Below are 23,232 nucleotides of genomic sequence, written 5' to 3' on the forward strand. Positions count from 1 at the left end.
ATTTGCTTCGCTTATTTACTATCGCTCAGGTTGCCGATTCTAGCAGATTGTTTTTAATCAAAAAATAGTCTGCTAGAATCTGCCAAAACCCTATTAACCCCGATAACTATGGGAAGCGTGAAATAGAAAAACTCAAACGAATTACTCGTATTTTAAATATTTCAGCACATCTACTTTGGTTACTTGATAGGCTTTTGCCAAAACAATTGTAAGGGTTAGGAACAACAGCGACACAAAAGCAAAGAAAAACGGCAGAGGCGGAATAGTAATTCTAAAGGCAAAATTTTCAAGCCATTTTTCTAGCAGTAAATACGCTGGAACCATTCCGATTAAGAAACCTATTACACAGTAAAGCACATACTGTTTGGACAGTTCTTTCAGCAAAATAGTGGTATCTGCGCCGAGCGTTTTTCTAATTGCAATTTCACGCTGTCTTCTTTCCATTGAAAAAGAGGCTAGAGAGAATAATCCGAAAACGGCAATTAAGATTACGATGATATTTAGCAAACCAAATAAATCTCTCTGATTCTCGTATTTTTTGTAGGTTCTAGCATAATTTTTATCTACAAAATTGTATTCAAAAGGATATTCAGAGTCTATTTTTTGTATCCATAATTTGTTGATTCCTGCGATGGTTTCCTTCATGTTGTCTGGTGAAACTTTGACAAAAATATGACGTATATCGTCTTTGACTCCGTTGATTTTTGTGACATAAAAAAACATCATTGGACCAATTTGGCTTTCCATTCCGAAGTAATTAAAATCATTTACAATTCCGACTACTTTTACTTTTTGATCTCTCCATACGAGTGTTTTATTCAGAGGGTCTTTTTCGAGAAGTAGTTTTGCGGCAGTTTCATTTAACAAAACAGATGAAATACTGTCAGAAGAAAAAGCAGAATTTAATTTTCGACCTTTTAATATTTTCACACCCAGCATATCGAGCATTTCAAAATCCATTGCCATTTCTTGTATCAAAAAAGGAGGGATGTTTTTGTAACTCGCACTTGACCAGGAATTTTCTTGAGTTCCCATGGCAAATAAAGCTGTAGAAACCGCTTCTACACCGTTTATTTTACCAATCTCTTGTTTAATTCTTTTATAGCGTTCATATTGTGTTACATCTTTTTTTGGTTTAAAAGTAATGTCTAAAACCTGAGCTCCTTGAAAACCAAGATCTTTCTCAGCCATAAAATTAACTTGTTTGTACACAATAAAAGATCCGATAATGAAAAAAGCAGCTACCGCAAATTGCAAAACCAACATTCCGTTACGGAGCCAGATTCCTCTTTTACTGCGAGAAAAATTGCCTTTTAAAACTTTTAAAGCTTCAAAATTTGAAACATAAACCGCAGGTAGAACTCCAGAAGCTACAATTACAAGTAAAGTGATTAAAATTAATTGAATGTAAAACTGAGAACCAATTAAAACCAGATCTTTATCAAGAAAAGAATTGTAAACAGGAAGCGAAATTTCGACAATTACCAAAGCTAATAGAACTGAAAAAATGGTAGTTAAAGCGGTTTCAAAGATAAATTGCGATACAATTTGTCCTTTTTTTGCGCCAGTAATTTTTCTAACACCAATTTCTTTTGCTCTTTTTATGGCGTTTGCCGTAGCGAGATTAATGTAATTTACAATTGAAAGCGATAAAATCAAAATAGATAATCCCATTAAAATAATAATGTACTGCAGTTTTCCGCCTTCTTCAGGAAAAGGAAAATTGCCTTTGTACATTCGTGCTTCAGACAGCGGAAGCAAACTTGATTTTACAGGTTCTCCATACTTTTTTATAAACTCAGCAATCGGTAAACCTTCTTGTTTTGCATACACTTTGGTGCAATTATCAAAGAAAAGCTGATTGATCGTTTTTATTACTCCTGGAGTTGCTTTGGGATTTTTTATTTTAAGGACAAGTCCGTAATGATAGCTCCATTCGTTTTTTGTTCTTTTTAAATCGTCTTCAATTAAGGTAGTAATGGCATTTGGCATTACCGAAGATTTTTGTGAAAGTTTATACACGCCTCTAACGGTAAAAATCTGTCCTTCATATTTTACCAGTTTTTCTAACGGGTTTTCATTTCCAAATAATCGCACGGCAGTTTCCTCAGATAAAGCAATACTGTTTCTGTCTTGAAGAGCTGTTTTCGCGTTTCCATACATAAATTGAAAAGGAAAAAAGGAGAAAAAATTACTTTGAGCCGTAAAAATTTTGCTGATCATTTCCTTTTTTCCATTATACGAAATAACATCTCTGGCATAATCACCATAGAAATAACAGTAACTGTCTAAATCTGTAGAAACAGCTTTTAGCATAGGCCCTGTCGTTGCAGCGTTTGATGTCCAGACATTATTATTGCCAATGTCATTTAAGACCGAATAAACTTGATCTTTTTCGGGATTCCACTGATCGTAAGAATGCTCGTCGTTCCAATAGAGAATGGCAAAAATTAAAGTGGCCATTCCTATTGATAATCCTAATATATTAAGAATCGAAAACAGTTTGTTGTTTTTGATCTGATAAATAAATGTGTTAATCCAATTTTTAAGCATCTTACTCGTATTTTAAGTATTTTAAAACATCCACTTTTGTTACTTGATAGGCTTTTACTAAAACTATTGTCAGCGTAAGGAAAAGCAAAGACACAAAAGCAAGAAAAAAGGGTAGAAGAGTGATATCTATTCGGAATGGGAAATTTTTAAGCCATTTCTGCAGTAATAAATAAGCAGGAACAATTCCGATTAAGAAACCAATTATACAGAAGATCACGTATTGTTTAGACAATTCTTTCAGTAAAATATTGGTTTCAGCGCCAAGTGTTTTTCTTATTGCAATTTCTTTTAATCTTCTTTCCATAGAAAAAGAAGCTAGGGCAAACAGCCCGAAAACGGCAATTAGAATTACAACAACATTTAATAAAGCAAATAAGTTTCTTTGATCTTGGTATTTTTTATAAGTGCGCGCAAAATTTTTGTCTACAAAACTATATTCAAAAGGATATTCGGCATCTACATTTTTGACCCAGAAATTCTTTAGCGAAGCAATAGTCTGATTCATATTTCTAGGAGAAACCTTTACTGTAATAGATTCGATGTTTCTCTGTGTCCATTTTTGGGCATTGATATGAAAGAAGATCATCGGACTAATTTCTTTATCAAGACCAGAACAATGGAAGTTCTTTACAACTCCGACCACTTTATATTTTTCGCCCTGCCAATCGATGATTTTGTCCACAGGATTTTTTTCGTTCATTGTTTTAGCTGCCACTTCGTTCAGTAAAACATTAGAAATCGTATCAGAAACTAGTTTATCGGTCAGGAATCTTCCTTTTAGCAGTTTAACGCCTAACATTTCCAGCATTCCAAAATCTGAACCCAATTGCTGAATGATAACTTCCGGATTATTTTTATAATGCAAACCGCCTCTGGAGCTCCAATCACTTCCAATAGAAAAAGCAGCCGCAGAAACCGCTTCAACACCTTGAATTTTCTTCAGTTCTTGTTTTATGCTTACGTATCGCTCAAATTGACCTTTGTCTTTTTGTTCCCTAAAAGAGATATTCATTAACTGTGATCCATTAAAGCCTAAATCTTTTTCTACCATAAATTGAACTTGCTGATACACAACAATAGAACCGATGATAAAGAAAACAGCAATCGAAAATTGTAAAACAAGCATGGCATTTCTAAGCCATAAACCATTTTTGCTGTGCGAAAAATTTCCTTTTAGAACATTCAAAACCTCAAAATTTGAAATATAAACCGCAGGAAAAACGCCGCTTACAATAACCACAAGGATAAAGATTACAACAAGCTGAAGATAAAACTGAGATCCCGCAAGAACCAATTCTTTGTTTAAAAACTGATTGTAAAATGGCAGAGAAACTTCGACAATTACGAGTGCCAATAATAAAGCAAAAAGCATGGTCAAAGCAGTTTCAAATACAAATTGAAGCACAATCTGTCTTTTTGTAGCACCAATAATTTTTCTCACACCCACTTCTTTTGCACGTTTTATAGCATTAGCGGTAGCTAAATTGATATAATTGACAATTGACAGCAATAAAATGACAATAGATAATCCCATTAAGATTCGTAAAAACTGAAGGCTTCCTGTTCCTTCTGGAAATGGATAGCTTTCATTGTGGAGCCTAGAATTTTCAAATGGAACTACTATGGTTTTCAAAGGTTCTCCGTATGTTTTTATAAATAGTTCAAGCGTCATGCCTTCATTTCGTGCCTGTCTTTTATAATTTTTTTCTAAGAATATTTCATCTAGCGCTTTTTTTACCAGTGGAGCGTCATTCTTTTTTTTCAGTTTTAGCATTAAACCATAATTGAAGCCCCAATGATCTTTATTTCTTTCAAGACTTTCTTCAATGCTGTTAGTAACCACGTCAGGCATGACAACCGATTTTCCAGGTATTTTATAAACACCACGAACTATATAGGTTCTGTCATCATATTTTACCTGTTTTCCGATTGGATTTTCATTCTTAAAAAATTTAAAAGCAGTTTCTTCAGAAAATACAATGCTTTGAGGTTCTTGAAGCACAGTATTCGGATTGCCGTATTTGAATTGATATGGAAAAAAAGAAAAGAAACTCTTTTGTGCAGAAAAAATCTTATCTACAATTTCTGTTTTGCCATTATATTGAATCGTCTCCTTTGAGTAATAATCAGTAAAATAGCAATAATTTTCTACATATGGAGTAGACGATTTTAGAAGTGGCGCTGTAATAGCAGAGTTTGTAGCAAAAATATTTCCTTTTCTCACATTATTCATAACAATAAATGTTTTATCCTTCGACGGATTCCATTTATCATACGAATATTCGTCGTTCCAGTACAGCGTTGCAAAGATTAGTCCTGCAATTCCGATACTTAAACCAAGAATATTTAAGATGCTGAAAAGCTTGTTATGCTTTAATTGATATATAAATATATTAATCCAATTCTTTAGCATAAACTAGTTGTTAGCAGTTACCAAAACGTCCACATTTCTATGATTTACTTTTTCAGAAAGGATTTCGCCATCTTTCATTAAAATAGTTCTTTGCGAAAAAGAAGCATCGTAATCGGAGTGTGTTACCATCAAGATTGTCGAACCGCTGGCATGAAGATCGGTTAGTAATTCCATAACCTCATTTCCGTTTCTGCTGTCTAGATTTCCTGTTGGCTCATCGGCTAGAATAATTTTCGGATTATTGATTAAAGCTCTCGCTACGGCTACACGCTGTTGCTGTCCGCCCGAAAGTTGCTGTGGAAAATGTTTCAATCTGTGCGCGATTCCCAAAATTTTCGCCATCTCGTTTACGCGTGATTTTCTTTCGGCAGATGGAACATTGTTATAAATTAAAGGCAATTCGATATTATCGAAAACAGATAATTCATCAATTAAATTGAAATTCTGGAAAATGAATCCGATGTTTTCTTTTCGGGCTTGCGCTCTAGATTTTTCCTTCAAACCTACCATTTCCTGATCAAGAAGTTTATAACTTCCGCTAGAAGCACTGTCTAGCAATCCAATAATGTTTAATAAAGTCGATTTTCCACTTCCAGACGGCCCCATAATCGATACAAAATCGCCTTGATTGATAGTTAACGAAATTTCACTTAATGCTTTGGTTTCTAATTCCTCAGTTCTAAATACTTTTGAAAGTTTGGTAATTGTAATCATAATTTGACTGTTTTAATTTTTGATTGATTGATTATTTGATTTTTTTAATTGCATTTTGATTGTGTCTATATACAATACCATATTCCACTGCATAGAATTGCTGTCGAAATTATTAATTTGAACAGGAATTGTATCGGGATTCTGCAAGTTTCTTTCATACGAAATCACTTTAAAGGTATTTTTTATATTATCAAATCGATATTTCATGAATATTGATGCGCTGTCGACATACATATTTGGATTTGGACAGAAAAAAATCTTCTCTCTTTCTTCAATATAAATGGTTTTCCATGCAGAACTATCTTTTTCCCATGCATTGTCAGGGATTATTTTGCCATTGCGCGATATGCTTTCAACTTTCCATTTTCCAAAATATCTTTTAGAAAGCTGAACTTTATGGCTGTAATAAAGTACAAATAAACAGGGTATTATTATACAAAAGGCTCTTGCAGAATTACGCAATGCTTTATTTTTTACTATAGAATAATCTTTTGAAGAATGATTAAATAAAGCAATTATGTTTTCTTTATACTGCCATAATAAATAAGCTAAACCTAGCATAATTATTATTGAGGTTAAGCAAGTAATGGGACCAATATTATAAAATAGATTAATCAGTAAAATATTGAACATTACTGGCATAAGCATTACTAATCCGAGTAAAATAGATCGTCTGAATAATAATGCGATACCTCCCGCAATTTGCAATATGGCAACTATTATCGAAAGTCCATAAGAATAACCATAGTATTTCCAAGTAAGTTCTTGACCTGTAAGGGTACTTGCCAAAGAATCATTTATGTGATAAGAAAATGAAAAGTTAACGTCGATAATCTTTTCAAAACCAAAAATGCAAACATGAAAGGCAATCCAAAATCGTAATAATTCAATAAGTAGAGTCTTGTATTTTTCGGAATTTATGTTATTGTTTTTTTCTTTATAATTCCAATAGAATGAAAATAGAAACGAAAATAAAATGGCAGCTAATAAACTCAACATTCCTGCTGCATTTATAAATTTTGTGAGATTATATGGGAGAATAGGTAATATCACAAAAAGTAAGGCATTTACTCCGCCTACGATTGAGAGGAAACTTAAATAAAATTTTGATAACCAATTAGATTGAATTGTTAAATGATTGGACGTCATGAAAGATAGTGGTTTTAGTTGTTTTATTTTTTAGGTTTTAAAATATTTACAATGTGTAATCGCTATTTATTTTGTTATTTTTACTTCCGAAAGGGGTTAATAATTAGTGATTTACAAGTTCTAATGTGATTTTCGTGCCAGTAAATTAAACATTGTAAACACCTTGTTTTTAAGGGATTATTTTTCAATAAAAATTTAAACTGTCCATAAGTGGACACCTTTCGTCCAAAACTGAACAATAATGAAAAAGACCAACGCATCTATTTTAATCATCGACGATCAGGAAGACATTCTTTTTGCATCAAAAGTCTATCTGAAAAAGTATTTTGAAAACATTTATACCCTCAATAATCCAAAAAATATTGTCGAATTATTGGCAAAAAATGCCATTGATGTTGTCCTTTTAGATATGAATTATAGATTAGGATTTGAAGATGGAAGGGAAGGTTTGTATTTATTAAAAGAAATAAAAACGCTTTCGCCTAAAACAGTGGTAATTCTAATGACGGCTTTCGGAAAAGTAGAAACGGCTGTTGAAGGTTTAAAATCGGGTGCTTTTGATTATATCTTGAAACCTTGGGAAAATAAAAAGCTTTTAGAATCGGTAAAGCAAGCTGTAGATAAAGCCCGAAAAGAACAGAAGAAAACTAAAGAGGTTGAGATAAAAGAGGACTTTTTTGTTGGCAGTTCTGAAATTATAAAAAAGGCTTATTCGCTGGCAGATAAAGTCGCAAAAACCGATGCTAATGTTTTGATTCTAGGTGAAAACGGAACAGGAAAATTTGTTCTAGCACATCATATTCATACCCAATCTGAAAGAAAAAATCAGCCTTTTGTTGCAGTTGATTTGGGGTCTTTAAATTCGAATATTTTCGAAAGCGAATTATTTGGTTATGCCAAAGGCGCTTTTACCGATGCTAAAACGGATACAGCGGGACGTTTTGAAATGGCGCAAAACGGAACCATTTTTTTGGATGAAATAGGAAATGTACCACTTCATTTGCAATCAAAATTGCTTCAAGTCATTCAGACAAAAACCGTAACAAGGTTGGGAGAAACGAAAGCAAGACCTTTGAATGTTAGAATTATTACAGCAACCAATTTGAACTTAAAACTAGAAGTTGCCGATAAAAACTTCCGTGAAGACTTGTATTATCGCATAAATACGATGGAAATTGTTTTGCCTCCGCTAAGGGAAAGGCACGAAGATAAGATTCCGCTTGCCGAATATCTTTTGGATAAAATGATTGAAAAATATAACCGTGACGAAATTACTTTTGATAAAAAAGTCTTGGAACAGATTGAAAAACACGCATGGAATGGAAACATTCGAGAAATGGAAAATAAGATTGAACGTGCAGTTATTCTTTGCGAAAATAACACCATAACGGTTTCTGATCTCGATTTAGAAACGATAACGCCTTACGAGGAAAACTCAGATGATATTCAGCTTTCGTCGGTTGAAAAAGCAACGGTTGAAAAAGCACTTCTCAAAAACAACAACAATATCAGCAAAACGGCCGAAGAACTGGGCTTGTCAAGAGGTGCATTGTACAGACGTTTGGAGAAATTTAATATCAATATCGATTAATTATGTTAAGGACTTTACAAACTTACAAACTCCTTTTTCTGCGATTAATTTTTATCGTGATCGGAATTGAATTGTCGCTCTATTTCTTTAGAATTGGTTTGCTTTTTACAGGAATTTTTGGCCTTTGCATGGTTTTTCTGTTGGGCAGAGAAATGTATTTTTATGTTAGAAATATGGTCTTGATTTATAACAAAACCATTTCTTCGATATTGCAGGATGATTTTAGTTCTGATTTTTCTAAGCATAAATTCAACAGTACTTATAATGAGCTGTTCACTTTGTATGAAACCTTAAAAAACAAACAAAATGAGCAAGTTACAAGAGATATTATTTACCGTTCGATTTTAAACAACATAGAATCGGGCGTTATTATTTTGCAGAAACAAGAAAAAGATTGGAGTGTTTTTTTGATGAACGATTATTTTTCGAGCCATTTTAATGTTCCAAAAGTTTCGAAATGGAGATATCTTAAAAATCAGCTACCGTCTTTGTGTGAAATAATCGAAGAAGATGATTTTCACGAAATTAAAACTTCAATCGAGATTAGTATAAATGAACAAAGCAAACAAACCTTTGTTTTACAAGCTTCACGAACTGAAATTTTCGAACAGGATTATTTTATTGTTTTGCTAGATTCGATTCAAAATGTGGTAGAGAAAAAAGAAAAAGATGCGTGGATTAATTTGATGAAAGTGATTTCGCATGAATTGCTAAATTCTATAACGCCAATTCGTTCGATTTGCCAGAACTTGGAGGATTTAGTAGAACAAGATTCGCTTTCGACAGAAGACTTAGAAGACATAAAAAACAGCGTGCAGACAATGTTGAGGCGAAGTGATCATTTGCAGAAATTTGTTGAAGGGTACCGAAAACTGGCCATGCTTCCTTCGCCTAAAAAAGAAAAAACAGAATTGCAGCACTTAGTTGAAAACTGTATTCAAGTTATGAATCCGTTGTTTCGAAAAAGTAATATCGAAGTGATCAATGCTGTTAATCAAAACTATCTAATAAATGTCGATTCGCAGCAGATAGAGCAAGTATTGATTAACTTATTGACCAATTCGATTAATGCTTTAGAAAACAGTGATGTGAAGCAAATTTCGATTTCGGCGGAAGCCAAAAACAATCGTATTTTTATAAAAGTTTCAGACTCTGGAAAAGGAATCGAAAAAGAAATTGAAGACAAGATATTTCTTCCGTTTTTCACCACCCGAACCGAAGGAGCAGGAATCGGACTTACTTTGTCTAAAAATATTATTGAGGCGCACGGCGGTTATATTTCGTATAAAAGCGAAAACAATAGCACTGTTTTTGAGATTTCTTTGGTTGAAGATTAACAGAACAACGTTTAAAAAGTGTTTTTAAAATTTGGCTAATTTTTTTTGTTTAAATTTGTGAAAGAGGAGTTGCCAAATTGACTCTTATAAATAAAATAATACTAAATTAATGAGCACAAATCCAACGTCTGCAATAGCTTCCAGTTTTCTTAATGATCTAAAAACACGAACTGCTGATTCCCATAAAAAGTTAGAAGAACTTCCTGTTTCAAAGTCTATTATGTCGCCAGACATGAAAATTGAGGAATATGCGAAATACTTAAATTTGATGCATGATGTACATCAAGATACAGAGGAAACTATTTTTCCTTTGTTTGCTAACCTGACTGACGATTTAGAACAAAGAAGAAAAAAACAGCTTATAGAAGCAGATCTTTCATTTTTAAATTACGAATTGACTCCTTCAGAGAAAGTTTTTAAGATCGAAGAAATTTCAGTTCCTTTTGCACTTGGTATTTTATATGTGGTTGAAGGTTCCACACTGGGCGGAAGATTTATTTTAAAAAATGTTTCAAAAGTACCGCAACTTTCAGTAGATAAAGGCGTTTCTTATTTTAATGGTTATGGAGAAAAAACAGGAAGTTTCTGGAAATCTTTCTTGAATTTTCTTTCTGAATACGAACAAGAAAATAATTGTGGAGATAGTATTATAGAAGGAGCTGTATTTGCTTTTGATAGTATTTATAATCACTTTGAGAGCAAATAAAAAGAATGAAATTTAAGGATATAGTTAATCGCGATATCGTTACGTTAACCAACTGTGAGCATGAACCTATACACATACCAGGTCAGATTCAGCCTCACGGTTTTTTGCTTGGTATAACACTGCAATGGAAAATAGATTTCTGTACAGAAAATGTTGTTGCTTATTTTGGTATTTCGCACACTCAAATGTTAGGAAAAGATTTTGCAGCAGTTTTTGGAGTTACCGCCGAAAATGAAATTTTAGCTTACACAAACGGAGATGAGTTTAAAGACGCTTTTCCTCTTGAGATAGAATTGTTGGGTAGCTTATTTCAAATAAACATTCATAAAAGTGAAGGAATTTACATTCTTGAAGCTGAATTACTATTTGCAGATCAAGAAAAACTCGCTGATGCTTACAAACAAACGATTCAGTTTGTAAGTCAGATGAATAAAACTACTTCGCTTAAAGATCTTTGCGCCCTTGTAGCACAAGGAACGCGCGAAATAACGGGTTATGATCGTGTAATGATTTATCGTTTTGATGAACAATATAACGGAGAAGTTTTTGCTGAAGATTGCAGAGAAGATTTAGAACCTTTTTTAGGATTGCATTACCCTCATACCGATATTCCAGCCCAAGCAAGAGAATTATATATTAAGAATCTGTTGAGGCTGATTGTAGATATTGATTATGAGCCTGTTCCAATTTACACGGTTGATGATAAAGAGGGGAAAAATCTCGATTTAAGTCTTTCTATTTTAAGAAGTACATCGCCTATTCACGTAGAATACTTGAAAAATATTGGAGTTGGCGCAACATTGACGATTTCTCTTATTCATCATGGAAAATTATGGGGATTAATTGCCTGTCATCATTATTCAAAGAAAAATATATCTCCTGAAATTAGGCTTGCAGCAAAACTTCAGGGACAGTTTATTACTTCTCAAATCGATATTAGACAATCTAATGATGAGTATCTTAGTGCCCAGAAAACGAATTTAGCATTAGAACAGTTGACTAGCTTGGAGCTTCCTGTTTTAAAAGAGTCTTTAGAAAAAATTGTTAGTGCACCACAATTGTTAGAAATCGCAAATGCTTCTGGTGTATCTATTATTACTAGAGATAAAATCTATAAAAATGGTTTAACGCCATCTGATGAACAAATTATTGATTTACTCAGACATCTCAAAAGTAAAAAGAATACTGATTTTTTCTCAACGAATAAGATTAGTGACCATTTTCCAGAATTTGATGAAAATTCTAATTTCGCTGGAATTATTTACCATTCACTAGGTAACAATGGGCATGTAATATGGTTTAGACCAGAAACGATTTCAGAAATTAAATGGGGAGGCGATCCAGAAAAAAGAATTGTAAAAGACAGTAAAGGACTCCATCCAGGAAACTCATACAATATTTATAAACAAATAGTAAAAAACCAAAGCAGTAACTGGAAACTCTATGAAATTAATGCTGCTTCTCAATATACTCATACTTTATACAATTATTTGATTTTGATAATGTTAAGTGAAGAGGAAGAGAAGTATCGTAGTCAAAGTGAAATTTTGAAAGAAACCAATTCTGAGCTTGAAAACATCAACTGGATCAGTACGCATGATTTGCAGGAACCGTTGCGTAAAATTCAGCTTATTACTTCTAAAATGCTTTCGGAACTAGATGTTATTTCTACAGAATCAATTTCGAATTCTTTGCAGCGCGTTTCTAAATCTGCCAACAGAATGAGTGGCTTGCTGGAAGATATTCTGAAATATACCCGTATAAAAAACACAAGAGAGAAGCTGGAAGAAGTAGATTTAAACAAAATACTGAAGTCTACGATTAAAGAAATGCATGAAACTATTGCAGAAAGTCAAGCCATCATTGAGCATGAAAATCTTCCGGAAGTTCACGCTATCAGTTTTTTAATGCGCCAGTTGTTTAATAATATTCTTCAGAATTCAATCAAATATGCTTCCTCAGAAAGACAGCCTAAAATTGTAATCACAGCTTCTCAGGAACCTGTTCTGATACACGATAGATACAAAGTATATTGTCACTGGGTTCGTTTCTCTGATAATGGTATTGGTTTTGAACAGCAATATGCAGAATCTATTTTTAAAGTTTTTACAAGACTTCACACGCAAGAACACTATACAGGTTCGGGCATTGGACTTGCTTTATGTAAAAAGATTATGCAGACAGTTGGAGGAGATATCCAAGCAGAAGGGAAACCAAATCAAGGTACCGATATTATTATTTATTTCCCTTGCGATCCCGAAGACACACTTTTGCCTTTGTAAATAAGTTTTTTTTCACGCAGATTCAGCGGATTTAAATAGATTATAAAATAAAATCTGCTTAAATCTTTTTAAATCTGCGTGAAATCTTTTAAAATATTAGTTTTTTCTAATCAGCATTTTTAATTTTTTACTTTTAAAATTGACTTCAGAAATAATAGTGGCCGAGAAAATTAAAGTTCCGCCCAAAAGCAGTCGCCATGAAAGGTTTTCTCCTAAAATGAAAAACGCTCCAATTGCCCCAAAAACAGGTTCGAACAAATAAATAACCGCTACACGTTCTGCCGATAAATAACGTTGTGAAATGTTTGAAACCGTGTACATAAATGCTGTAGAAAACAAAGCGCAGTAAACAGCACCCAGCCAAAACGTATCGTTTTTAGGCAACCAAACCGCTTGCGAATCTGTAAGTGCAATACAAAAAGTAAATAAAGCACAAAACGCAAACATAGGAACAATCGAGTACAAAAGATTTTTGGCAGCAGAATGTTTTTCGACAGAAATCAAATAAACGGCAAAAGCAAATGCGCCAGAGATGGTAAATAAATCGCCGACGTTTATGGTAAATTTATCTGTTATAGCAATAATAAATAATCCCGTTAAAGCAGTGAGAGCGGCAATCCAAATCTTTAAAGGCGTATTTGTTCTGTAAATCGCCAACTTCAACATCGGAATAATAATTACTGTTAGTCCTGCGATGAAAGAACATTGTGAAGCATCGGTATATTTTAATGCGGTCGTCTGCAATTGAATCCCTAAAAACATGGGAACGGCAAGTATAAAACCGGTTTTAATAGCTTCTCGATTAATGTCTTTAACGTATTTCCAAAAAACAATGCTCAATACCATTACGGCCAGCAGGAAACGATAAAATAAAAAAATGTTGAGTGAAAAGTGGCCAATTGCCATTTTGGTAACGGAGTAAGAAACTCCCCAAAAGGCAGTGCCAAGAATTAATAGAAATAATAGTAGCTGTCTTCTTTCCATTTTAAATCAATACTTTTTTCATCATTAAATCAGTTTGTTCATCGTTGCCTAATCTAAAAATATGAGTGTCAAATTGTACAAAACCATTTTTAGTGTAGAAACTTACTGCTCTGAAATTCTTTTCCCAAACGCCTAGCCACATATACGAAGCTTTTATTTCTTCTGCAATTTCTTCTGCTTGAGCATATAATGCCTGTGCGACTTTCTTGCCATGAAATTCTTTTGCGACATAAATACGTTCTATTTCTAAGGCGTTTAAATCTTCTTTTTCGGTTTGAGCATCGGCTGTATTCAGTTTCAGGTAACCCACTACTTTTTGGTCTAAAACAGCTAAATAGAAATAGGATGACGGATTGTCCAGTTCGGCAGCCAATTTTGCTGTTGCGAAGCTTTCATCCAGATATTTTTTCATGTTTTCTTCGCTGTTTACATTGGCGAAGGTTTCAGAAAAGGTTTGTTGGCCAATTGATTGAAGTTTTAAAACGTCATCGGTTGTGGCTTTTGTTATTTTTAGCGTATTCATTTTTATTTCTTTAATGCGTTAAAAGCTATTTTTTGTTTGTGATAAATGCGTAAATTGCATCAATGGATTTACAGCAGATTAAATATTTTTTGGCTTTGGCCCGCGAACTTCATTTCTGGAACACCGCCGGAAAAATGAATATTACACAATCGGCACTCAGCCGTCAGATTCAGTCTCTTGAGAATCAACTTGGCGTTCAGTTGTTTGAACGTAACAAACGCAATGTAAAACTCACAGCTGCAGGCCAATTCTTAAAAGAAAAATGGGAGGTCGAATTGAGTAAACTGGAGTTTATTCACCAATCTGCCCGCCAGATTCAGTTGGGGGAGAGCGGTACGATTACCATTTCTCATCCCGATTCTATTTCGGCTTCTCTTATGCCCGAAATTTTATCGCGTATTTCAGAAGCTTTTCCAAAACTAAAAATCAAACTGGTTCAGGTGCTGTACGAGAATCAGCAGGATTTTCTGCGAAATTATAAAATTGATCTGGCGATTACCAGAGATATTAATAATGCAAAAGATATTCAATCTCAAAAAATACATACCGATCATTTGGCGGTTGTGGTTCCAGCAGATCATCCGTATCAAACCCCTGAGGATCTGACTAAAGAAACACTTGCGTCTCAAAAGTTTATTTTACCAACCAATGATGAAGGCAGCAGTTACAGCGATATTATCCGAAGATTGTTCCATTCTTTGGAGAACGCTCCAGAAGTATATCTTCATTCTGAATTTGGTTCTTCTATAATCGCTTTGGTTCGTAAGGGACTTGGAATCGCGATTTTACCCGATTCGTATGTCTTTCATGAAATTCCAGGAATCCGATTTATCAAATTACCACTAGAAACCGATTTATATGTCAATTGGAGAACCGAAGATCATAATCCTGTGCTTTCCAATGTTTTAAAATTGATTATTCCGTAAACCTTTAAGCTCTTAGCATTCCGATATGCGGAATTCCGTCTTCATCATAAACTTCTCCTTGTTCTACAAATCCCAAAGATTGATAGAACTTGGATAAATGGTATTGCGCACTGATTCGGATTGGACCTTTTCCAAATTTTTCTTCACATCCCGCAATCGAAGCTTCCATTAGTTTTACTCCTAAACCTAATCCGCGATGCGATCTTGCAATGACAACTCTTCCGATTGAAACTTCATCATATGATACTCCTTTTCGAAGTAAGCGCGTAACACCTGCCAATTCGTTATCGACATAATACAATAAATGAAAACCTTTCTGGTCTTTATTATCCAAATCGAGATAAGGGCAGTTTTGTTCGACCACAAAAACGTCGCTTCTTAATCGAAGCATATTATACAATTCGTGATTGGTTAATTCGTCAAAAGATTTAATGGAATGGCTGAATGTCATTTTAATTTTAGGCTTTAATTTTTGACAAAGATAAAAGAGAGAATAATGATTAAAAATGCTATTTTTTTATCATGTGATGCTGGAATTGCATTAGTTTATTTGAATTCCAAATTTTAAATCCCAAATTCCAAACTGAAAACTTTGACAAAGTTATAGGAGCAGTTTGTGTCAACAGTTTGTCAATTGCGAGGAACGAGGAATCTGGGTTTGAAAGATTGGACTTTCGTTGCGGAGTTACTTGTGAAGATTTCTCCTTCGTCGAAATGACAAGATTGGGGGCTTAGTAGTGGGGAAATTTGATAAATAACGAGTTTAAAAACAAAAAAAACTTTGTCAAAGTTTCAAACTTTGACAAAGTTGAGGATAATCGTAAAATATATTTTTAGTGAGAAACGGCCTTTAACCCAACAATAGAACCAACTAAAGTAGCCAAGAAAAACAATCTCCAGAATGCTGCAGGTTCTTTAAAAACAAAGATACCCACTAGAACCGTTCCTACAGCTCCAATTCCTGTCCAGACAGCATAAGCAGTTCCTAGCGGAAGCGTTTCTGTAGCTTTCATTAATAAAAGCATACTTACCGTTAATGATATAAAAAAACCAATATACCAATAGTACATTTCGGTTCCAGTAGTTGCTTTTGCTTTTCCAAGACATGATGCGAAGGCTACTTCAAATAGACCCGCGATGATTAAAATAATCCAGTTCATATAGTTAAAATTTTGTGATGCAAAGTTCTTTTATGGAAATCAGAAAAAATTTAACAAATGATAAAAAATGAAGTTATTTTATTTCTGCACGTATTCTGCTTAAACTGACTTGTGTAATTCCTAAATAAGAAGCAATATGTCCTAGTTGAACTCTTTGAAGGAGTTCAGGATGATCTTTCATTAATTCCAAGTAGCGTTCAGACGCATTTTTGAATTGTTTAGAAATCAAACGTTCTTCGGTTTTTATCAATTCTTTTTCGGCAAATTTTCGTCCCCAATTGGCTATGTGAACATCTTCATTAAAGAGTTTTCTTAGGTTTTCTGTTTTAAGTTTGTACAATTCGCAGTCTTCCAAAAGTTCAATGGTTTCATAACCAGGCTGATCTTCAACATAACTTTTCATTGAAATTATGGTTTCACCTTCTTTTCCAAACCAAAAAGTAACTTCGTTATCTCTTTCTACATAAGCTCTTACTAATCCTTTCTTTATAAAATAAATATTCGATTCTACTTTATTGGCTTTTAGCAAAATGTGCCCTTTAGAAAATGCTATTTCTGTAACATTGTTTTGTAGAGCAAGTTTAGACTGCTCGGGAAGTTGGTGTATGTGATCGAGAATTTTGGAAATATCCATCAACGGAATTTTAGTATTTTGGAATAAAGGTAAAAAGTAAACGGTAAAATGAGTATTGGTTTTATAAAAAAAATCCCGTTTCAAAATAGAAACGGGACTTAAAAACAACCTCTGCGATGAGCTATTATAAACAGAAGCCATTTTTGACCAACATATAAACTAATTTATTCCTCCGCCTAAAGCTTTGTACAGCAATACTTGTGAGTTTGCATTTCGTAATTGGATATCAACAAAATCCAATTCGGCCTGCAATTTATTTTTTTGCGCATTGATGATTTCCAAATAATTGGCATAACCGCTCAAATACAAATCGTTTGAGACATTTACAGCAATTTCTAGATGATCAATTTCGTTCAATTTATATTTTAAAACATCTTCGTAAGCTTCGTTTCTATGAAGTAAAGCGCTTAATTCGTTGAACGCTGTCGTCACTGCATTTTGATATTGAAGGAATGAGATTTCCTGTCTTCTATTCGAAACATAAAATTCCTGTTTGATTTGTCCTTTATTGAAAACAGGAGCTGTTAAACCTCCTAATAACTGCCAGGCAAAAGAACCCGCATCAAAAAGGGTGTTGAATGAGAATGAGTTGAAACCTGCATAACCGCCTAGATTTACAGTTGGGAAAAAGGCAGCGCGAGCCGATTTAGCATCAGCGTTGCTTGCTAATAATTCAAAATAAGCTTCAGATACGTCTGGTCTTTTGTGAATGATAGAATCCACGCTGATTTTTTGGTTTAAAACCTCCAAATGTCCAGACAAAAAATCACTGCTTCTGTCAATTTTTCCGCCATATTCGCCTAAAAGTGTTAATAGCGCTTTTTCAGTCTGATCAATGCTTAACTTTAATTCTGACGCTTCGGCGTGAATATTATTGTTTTGTGCATTAAACTGCTGTACAGCCAATTCTGTTGCTTTTCCGACCGATCTTTGTGCCGAAACAATATCAAGTGCTTTTTCTTGCGTTTTCAAGTTATTATCGTAAATCGCGGCTTGTTTGTCTAAAGCGATCAGTTTGAAATACAAGTCGGCAACATCTCCTAAAAGACGCGTTTGCAGCAAACGCATTCCTTGCTGAGAAGCAAAAAATCGTTGTTGAGCTGCTTTTTTTCGATTGCTTAATTTTCCCCAGATATCAGCTTCCCAAGAAACTTTGGCTCCCAAAAATAGGTTAGGAGTAACATCTTCGTTGATTCTTTGTTTATCGCTAATATTTTGAGAAAAATTGGTATCAAAGTTACCAACTCCATCCATTGTATATTTTCCGTAATGTGTTCCAGAAGCATCGGCCACAAGATCTAAAGAGGGAAGAAGAGCTAGTTTTGCTACTTTTAAATGCGAATTGGCAATTAAAATTCTTTCCTGCATGATTAAATAATCAGGATTCTTGGTAATGGCTTTTTTTAATAGTTCCTCTAATTTGGGATCTTTAAAAAACGTCTCCGTTTTTAACGGAATAAAAGGTTGAGCCTCAGTTGAAGCTTCTTTTTTCTCCCTATCAAAATTTTCTGGAAGCTTTGCCGCGTCTAGTTTGTTACTGACTTTTGGTGCCGAACAAGCTGTTAAAAGCAAAACTCCGGTTATTACAACAGCGCTTTTGGTTGTCCTTATCACACCAGTATTTTTATATTGATTTAATATCTCTTTCATTGTTTAATTTTATTTGTTCAATCTGTCAAGCATTTTTCAATCGTATTCATAGCTTAGATTAATCTGTTAAATCTGCTTTAATCTTTTAAAATCTGCGTGAAAAAATCTATGCTTAAAAAAATATTTCACGCAGATTTTAAAAGATTGTTGCAGATCAAATTAGATTAATTTACTCTATTTTGCTCAACGAATTAATTGTTTGACTTGCTCATTCGTTTTTCCAATTTTGCAAACAGTATGTAAAGTCCAGGAATAATTAAAAGACCAAACACAGTTCCAATTAACATTCCTCCCGCAGCTGCTGTACCAATCGAACGGTTACCAATTGCACCTGCACCAGAAGCGATACACAATGGAATCAATCCTGAAATAAAAGCAAAAGAAGTCATCAAAATTGGTCTGAAACGAAGTCTTGCTCCTTCAATTGCCGCTTCCACGATATCGCGTCCGAGTTTATTTTGTGCCATCGCAAACTCAACAATTAGGATGGCGTTCTTGGCGAGTAGACCAATCAGCATGACGAGTGCTACTTGGGCATAAATGTTATTGTCAAGCCCGACCATTACAAGCGCAATGTAAGAACCGAAAACTCCAACTGGAAGACTCAGTAATACAGGGAACGGAAGCAATAAACTTTCGTACTGTGCCGCAAGCAATAGGTATACAAATAGTATACAAAGCGCAAAAATGTAGATCGTCTGGTTTCCTGATAAAATCTCCTCGCGCGTCATACCAGACCATTCCAGTTCAAAACGGCTAGGAAGTTTTTCTGCTGCAATTTTTTCAACAGCAGCAATGGCATCTCCAGAGCTGTAACCTTCAGCAGGTTCACCGTTAATCATAGCCGACATGTACATGTTGTAACGAGTTAAAACCTCAGGTCCGTAAACTCTTTCTAATTTGATGAAAGTAGAAAACGGAACCATTTCGCCAGCTTCATTCTTCAGATACATATCCAAAATACTTTCTGGATTTTGACGGAATTGCGGACTTGCCTGTACCATTACTTTATACATTTGAGAAAAACGAATAAAATTGGTTGCATAAAAAGAACCTAACATGGTTTGTAAAGTCGACATGGCATTGTCTACCGAGATTCCTTTTTTGGCCGCCAAATCATAATCAATATGGATTAAATACTGTGGAAAAGTGGCATCAAAACTCGAAAATGAATTCTGAATTTCTGGCGAAGCATTTAATTCTTTGATGAATTCTTTGGTCACTTTATCGGTATTGGTAATACTTCCTCCAGATTTATCCAGTAAACGAAGCTCAAAACCGCTGGTATTACCAAAACCTGGAACGGTTGGTGGCGCAAAAATCTCGATTTGTGCATCGGTAATGTTTTTGGTTTTTTCTGTAAGTTCGGCCATAAATTCGGTAACCGAAATATCACGTTCGCTCCAGTCTTTTAAGTTGATCATTCCCATTCCGTATGAAGCTCCGGCGATTTCAGTTACAATACTGTATCCAGCAAGAGTTGTTACGTTGTCTACACCTTTAATTCCGCGAGCAATTTTAGTCACTTCGTCTAGGGCTTTTTCAGTACGTTCTACCGTTGCCCCTTGTGGTGTTGTAACACTTACGTAAACCATACCTTGGTCTTCAGTCGGGATAAATCCAGATGCCAAAAACTTAGTTGTTCCCCAAGTTAAAAAGCAAAATAGTACTAATATACCCACTGTAACAGTGTTACGATCAGCAAACTTCACCAATACTTTGATGTATTTTGAAGTAATATTATCGAACCAATGGTTGAATCTGTGGAAGAAACGATCTAAAAGCGATTTTTTCTCTTTGTTCGGATCGTGCGCTTTTAGCATAATAGCACAAAGGGCAGGAGTAAGGGTAAGGGCGTTAATACCCGAAATCACAATACTAATAGCCATTGTTAAAGAGAACTGCCTATAGAAAACCCCAACCGGCCCACTCAAGAAAGCAACCGGAATAAATACTGCAGCCATTACAATCGTAATTGCAATAACGGCACCTGTAATTTCTTTCATGGCACTAATGGTAGCTTCCATTGGCGACATATGTTCTTCGGAGATTTTTACGTGAACGGCTTCGACGACGACAATCGCGTTATCAACCACAATTCCGATGGAAAGTACTAAAGCGAAAAGCGTTAATAAGTTGATCGAGAAGCCCATCATCGACATAAAGGTAAACGAACCAATAAGCGCGACAGGAACTGCCAATACTGGAATCAAAGTCGATCTCCAATCCTGAAGGAAGAGGAAAACTACAAATGCCACCAAAATAAAGGCTTCAACTAATGTTCTTAATACTTCATGAATAGAAGCGTCAAGGAAACGAGATACGTCATAGGCAATGTTGAATTCCATTCCAGGAGGAAAAGAAGAGCCTTTTAATTCGGACATTTTTTCTTTTACGCTCGCAATAACCTCAGAGGCGTTAGAACCTGGACGCTGTTTTAGCATGATTGACGCCGAAGGTTTTCCGTCGGTTTTAGAAACCATTCCGTAACTCATCGCACCAAATTCGATTTTCGAAATGTCTTTTAATCTTAAGATAGTTCCGTCTGAATTGGCTCTTAACGGAATTTCCTCATATTGTTTTGGCTCGAAGAATTTTCCGCCATACTTAATTACATATTGTAATTGATTGTTCATTTGTCCTGAACCTTCACCGACTTTACCTGGTGCGGCAGAAATGTTTTGTTTTTGAAGTGAATTAATAACTTCATTTGCTGAAATATTATACGAAAGCATCTTTTCTGGATCTAACCAAACACGCATCGAATATTCTTTCTGACCCATGATTTCGGCACGTCCGACACCATCAATACGTTTTAATTCCTGAAGGATATTAATATCGGTAAAGTTGAAGATAAACTGTTCGTCTTGAGTTTTGTCGGTACTTGTAATGTTCAAGTACATCAACATACTATTTACCTCTTTTTCGGTTGTAACCCCAGCACGAATTACCTCTTCTGGAAGTTCGTCCAGAATCGTGGTAACCCTGTTCTGCACGTTTACGGCAGCCAAATCAGGATCGGTTCCTACTTCAAAGAAAACCTGAATTAAGGTCAAACCATCGTTGGATGTTACGGTTGACATATACGTCATTCCGGGCACTCCATTTATGGCTCTTTCTAACGGAAGGGCGACGGCATTGGCCGAAACTTCTGCATTTGCTCCTGTATATTTTGCTGTAACGGTTACAGACGGTGGTACAATGTCTGGGAATTGGGTAATGGGAAGCTGAAACAACGCCAGCAATCCCAGAAGGACTATCATAACCGAGATGATTAATGACAATATTTTCCTTCTGATAAATAACTCTATCATTTTAAATTTTTTAGATAAATAATTAAATAACTGTTTTACAAGTCGATAACCTACATTTGTTTCATGTTGATTTTATCGCCGTCTCTCAATGATTGCGTACCTTCTTGCACAATTAGGTCGTCGCTTTTTAGACCTTCGTTCAAGATATAAACATCATCTAGAGTCGTTTCGATTGTAACATTCGTCATTTTAACTACTCCATCTTTGTTCACGCGGAAAACGTATTGTTTGTCCTGAATAGAAAAAACTGCTTTCTGCGGAATTAAAATTGCATTGGTTTTTGGCTCTGAAATAATTAGTTTTCCAGAAGTTCCGTGTTTGATAAATCCTTGCGGATTGTGAAATTTTGCTTTGTATTGAATAGAACCTGTTTGTTTGTCGATATCTCCATCAGCAGTTCTTAATTCTCCTTTTTGATCGTAAACTTGTCCGTTTGGCAATACCAATCTAATATCGCCCTGCGTGTTTAAGGTTTTGTCCTCCATCATTTGGAAATAAGTGTTCTCAGGAATTGAGAAATAGGCGTATACATCGTCCAATTGAGAAACAGTCGTCAATAATGAACCATTTTCTACTAAACTTCCCTCTTTAAACGGAATACGGTCAACTGTTCCGTCAAATGGCGCGCGGATCGTGGTAAAGCTAATCTGCTGATTGATTGCTTTTCTTTCTGCAGCAGCGTGAGCCAATTTCGCAGAAGCGGCATCATTTTTTGCTTTAGATAATTCTAATTCTTTGTCTGCAATTACTTTTTTATTGAAAAGGGTTTGAGCCTGTTCTAGTTCTACAGTTGCAATTCTTAAATCGGCTTTTGCACTTTTGTAAACGGCTTCTGCTTTTAGCAATTGAATCTGAAGTTCAACATCGCTTATTTTAAAAAGGATTTGCCCTTTTTTTACTTTTTGTCCTTCGCTAACGTATACCTTGTCTAATAAACCAGGAATACGAACGTGAATTTCTACATTGTTTTTAGCATGTACATCGGCAACAAATTTGCTCGAAACTATAGTGTCTTTTAAAGTAACCTTATAAACAGGAAACGTTTTTATGTTGTTTGAATCTTTTTTTGATTTATCTCCGCACGAGACTAAAACGAATAAAGCCAAGGTGCATAAAAGAAATGGATTTTTATAAATGCTCATCATTAGGTTTAAATTTTTGAATAAATAGATTTTCTCCCTTGATAATAAATATCGGGAGTATGAATTTGGATATTGTTTTCGACAACAATCGAAACAAAAGATAAAAAAGGGATTTCAGATGCTTCTCTGTTTAGAAAAGTACCGTTTTAGGAAT

17 protein-coding genes are annotated in these 23,232 nt (G+C 34.7%); 5 read left to right on the forward strand and 12 right to left on the reverse strand.

What is annotated here, in order from left to right:
- Positions 1-141: 141 nt before the first annotated feature.
- The 4 genes from QLQ95_RS19455 to QLQ95_RS19470 are packed head-to-tail and all read right to left on the reverse strand — an operon-like array spanning position 142 to position 6,829.
- On the reverse strand, positions 142-2,553 hold the full coding sequence (locus QLQ95_RS19455) for an ABC transporter permease (RefSeq protein ID WP_482501239.1): 2,412 nt from the start codon (positions 2,551-2,553) through the stop codon (positions 142-144).
- 1 nt (position 2,554) lies between these two features.
- Positions 2,555-4,966 carry an ABC transporter permease gene (locus tag QLQ95_RS19460; RefSeq protein ID WP_482501241.1) on the reverse strand — a complete coding sequence of 804 codons (2,412 nt, stop codon included), beginning with the start codon at positions 4,964-4,966 and terminating at the stop codon, positions 2,555-2,557.
- A gap of 3 nt (positions 4,967-4,969) precedes the next feature.
- Positions 4,970-5,680, reverse strand: a complete 711-nt coding sequence (locus tag QLQ95_RS19465; protein WP_320495060.1) for an ABC transporter ATP-binding protein — start codon at positions 5,678-5,680, stop codon at positions 4,970-4,972.
- Positions 5,681-5,692: 12 nt separating this feature from the next.
- Positions 5,693-6,829 (reverse strand): hypothetical protein, encoded by a 1,137-nt coding sequence (locus QLQ95_RS19470; RefSeq protein WP_482501243.1) that lies wholly within the window; start codon positions 6,827-6,829, stop codon positions 5,693-5,695.
- Positions 6,830-7,070: 241 nt separating this feature from the next.
- On the opposite strand from QLQ95_RS19470, the gene QLQ95_RS19475 reads away from it, so the two are divergent.
- The 4 genes from QLQ95_RS19475 (at position 7,071) to QLQ95_RS19490 (ending at position 12,745) form a co-directional block, all read left to right on the forward strand.
- Entirely contained in the window at positions 7,071-8,420 is a 1,350-nt protein-coding gene (locus tag QLQ95_RS19475) for a sigma-54-dependent transcriptional regulator (RefSeq protein ID WP_320495058.1), read from the forward strand.
- Between the two features lie 2 nt (positions 8,421-8,422).
- Positions 8,423-9,757, forward strand: coding sequence for a sensor histidine kinase (locus QLQ95_RS19480; RefSeq protein ID WP_482501244.1), 1,335 nt, complete (start codon positions 8,423-8,425; stop codon positions 9,755-9,757).
- Between the two features lie 109 nt (positions 9,758-9,866).
- Positions 9,867-10,463 carry a biliverdin-producing heme oxygenase gene (locus QLQ95_RS19485; RefSeq protein ID WP_320495056.1) on the forward strand — a complete coding sequence of 199 codons (597 nt, stop codon included), beginning with the start codon at positions 9,867-9,869 and terminating at the stop codon, positions 10,461-10,463.
- 5 nt (positions 10,464-10,468) lie between these two features.
- Positions 10,469-12,745 carry an ATP-binding protein gene (locus tag QLQ95_RS19490; RefSeq protein WP_482501246.1) on the forward strand — a complete coding sequence of 759 codons (2,277 nt, stop codon included), beginning with the start codon at positions 10,469-10,471 and terminating at the stop codon, positions 12,743-12,745.
- Between the two features lie 96 nt (positions 12,746-12,841).
- Here QLQ95_RS19490 and QLQ95_RS19495 read toward each other — a convergent pair whose 3' ends face one another.
- Complete coding sequence (locus QLQ95_RS19495; RefSeq protein WP_095927508.1) at positions 12,842-13,729, reverse strand: DMT family transporter; 888 nt, start codon at positions 13,727-13,729, stop codon at positions 12,842-12,844.
- Position 13,730: 1 nt separating this feature from the next.
- Positions 13,731-14,252 (reverse strand): GNAT family N-acetyltransferase, encoded by a 522-nt coding sequence (locus QLQ95_RS19500; protein ID WP_482501248.1) that lies wholly within the window; start codon positions 14,250-14,252, stop codon positions 13,731-13,733.
- Between the two features lie 62 nt (positions 14,253-14,314).
- Here QLQ95_RS19500 and QLQ95_RS19505 point away from each other — a divergent pair, with 62 nt between their 5' ends.
- Positions 14,315-15,178 (forward strand): LysR family transcriptional regulator, encoded by an 864-nt coding sequence (locus tag QLQ95_RS19505; protein ID WP_095927506.1) that lies wholly within the window; start codon positions 14,315-14,317, stop codon positions 15,176-15,178.
- A 4-nt stretch (positions 15,179-15,182) separates the two neighbouring features.
- On the opposite strand, the gene QLQ95_RS19510 is transcribed toward QLQ95_RS19505, so the two are convergent.
- The 6 genes from QLQ95_RS19510 to QLQ95_RS19535 all read right to left on the reverse strand — a co-directional run bounded on the left by QLQ95_RS19510 (position 15,183) and on the right by QLQ95_RS19535 (position 23,081).
- The gene (locus QLQ95_RS19510) at positions 15,183-15,629 is read right to left on the reverse strand and encodes a GNAT family N-acetyltransferase (RefSeq protein WP_482501250.1); all 447 of its coding nucleotides are present in this window, start codon (positions 15,627-15,629) and stop codon (positions 15,183-15,185) included.
- Positions 15,630-16,011: 382 nt separating this feature from the next.
- Positions 16,012-16,338, reverse strand: a complete 327-nt coding sequence (locus tag QLQ95_RS19515) for a DMT family transporter (protein ID WP_026728926.1) — start codon at positions 16,336-16,338, stop codon at positions 16,012-16,014.
- 73 nt (positions 16,339-16,411) lie between these two features.
- The gene (locus QLQ95_RS19520) at positions 16,412-16,972 is read right to left on the reverse strand and encodes a Crp/Fnr family transcriptional regulator (RefSeq protein ID WP_482501252.1); all 561 of its coding nucleotides are present in this window, start codon (positions 16,970-16,972) and stop codon (positions 16,412-16,414) included.
- Between the two features lie 159 nt (positions 16,973-17,131).
- The gene (locus QLQ95_RS19525; protein WP_482501254.1) at positions 17,132-18,622 is read right to left on the reverse strand and encodes a TolC family protein; all 1,491 of its coding nucleotides are present in this window, start codon (positions 18,620-18,622) and stop codon (positions 17,132-17,134) included.
- Between the two features lie 191 nt (positions 18,623-18,813).
- On the reverse strand, positions 18,814-21,936 hold the full coding sequence (locus tag QLQ95_RS19530) for an efflux RND transporter permease subunit (protein ID WP_482501256.1): 3,123 nt from the start codon (positions 21,934-21,936) through the stop codon (positions 18,814-18,816).
- A gap of 50 nt (positions 21,937-21,986) precedes the next feature.
- Entirely contained in the window at positions 21,987-23,081 is a 1,095-nt protein-coding gene (locus tag QLQ95_RS19535; protein ID WP_250835869.1) for an efflux RND transporter periplasmic adaptor subunit, read from the reverse strand.
- Positions 23,082-23,232 lie beyond the last annotated feature (151 nt).

Source organism: Flavobacterium sp. B330r (genome assembly GCF_056824325.1).

Coding starts and splice junctions, on each gene's coding strand:
- QLQ95_RS19465 (WP_320495060.1), bottom strand. CDS start 5,680: ATGATTACAATTACCAAACTTTCAAAAGTATTTAGAACTGAGGAATTA.
- QLQ95_RS19535 (WP_250835869.1), bottom strand. CDS start 23,081: ATGATGAGCATTTATAAAAATCCATTTCTTTTATGCACCTTGGCTTTA.
- QLQ95_RS19485 (WP_320495056.1), top strand. CDS start 9,867: ATGAGCACAAATCCAACGTCTGCAATAGCTTCCAGTTTTCTTAATGAT.
- QLQ95_RS19520 (WP_482501252.1), bottom strand. CDS start 16,972: ATGGATATTTCCAAAATTCTCGATCACATACACCAACTTCCCGAGCAG.
- QLQ95_RS19530 (WP_482501256.1), bottom strand. CDS start 21,936: ATGATAGAGTTATTTATCAGAAGGAAAATATTGTCATTAATCATCTCG.
- QLQ95_RS19525 (WP_482501254.1), bottom strand. CDS start 18,622: ATGAAAGAGATATTAAATCAATATAAAAATACTGGTGTGATAAGGACA.
- QLQ95_RS19460 (WP_482501241.1), bottom strand. CDS start 4,966: ATGCTAAAGAATTGGATTAATATATTTATATATCAATTAAAGCATAAC.
- QLQ95_RS19490 (WP_482501246.1), top strand. CDS start 10,469: ATGAAATTTAAGGATATAGTTAATCGCGATATCGTTACGTTAACCAAC.
- QLQ95_RS19480 (WP_482501244.1), top strand. CDS start 8,423: ATGTTAAGGACTTTACAAACTTACAAACTCCTTTTTCTGCGATTAATT.
- QLQ95_RS19515 (WP_026728926.1), bottom strand. CDS start 16,338: ATGAACTGGATTATTTTAATCATCGCGGGTCTATTTGAAGTAGCCTTC.
- QLQ95_RS19510 (WP_482501250.1), bottom strand. CDS start 15,629: ATGACATTCAGCCATTCCATTAAATCTTTTGACGAATTAACCAATCAC.
- QLQ95_RS19495 (WP_095927508.1), bottom strand. CDS start 13,729: ATGGAAAGAAGACAGCTACTATTATTTCTATTAATTCTTGGCACTGCC.
- QLQ95_RS19455 (WP_482501239.1), bottom strand. CDS start 2,553: ATGCTTAAAAATTGGATTAACACATTTATTTATCAGATCAAAAACAAC.
- QLQ95_RS19470 (WP_482501243.1), bottom strand. CDS start 6,829: ATGACGTCCAATCATTTAACAATTCAATCTAATTGGTTATCAAAATTT.
- QLQ95_RS19500 (WP_482501248.1), bottom strand. CDS start 14,252: ATGAATACGCTAAAAATAACAAAAGCCACAACCGATGACGTTTTAAAA.
- QLQ95_RS19505 (WP_095927506.1), top strand. CDS start 14,315: ATGGATTTACAGCAGATTAAATATTTTTTGGCTTTGGCCCGCGAACTT.
- QLQ95_RS19475 (WP_320495058.1), top strand. CDS start 7,071: ATGAAAAAGACCAACGCATCTATTTTAATCATCGACGATCAGGAAGAC.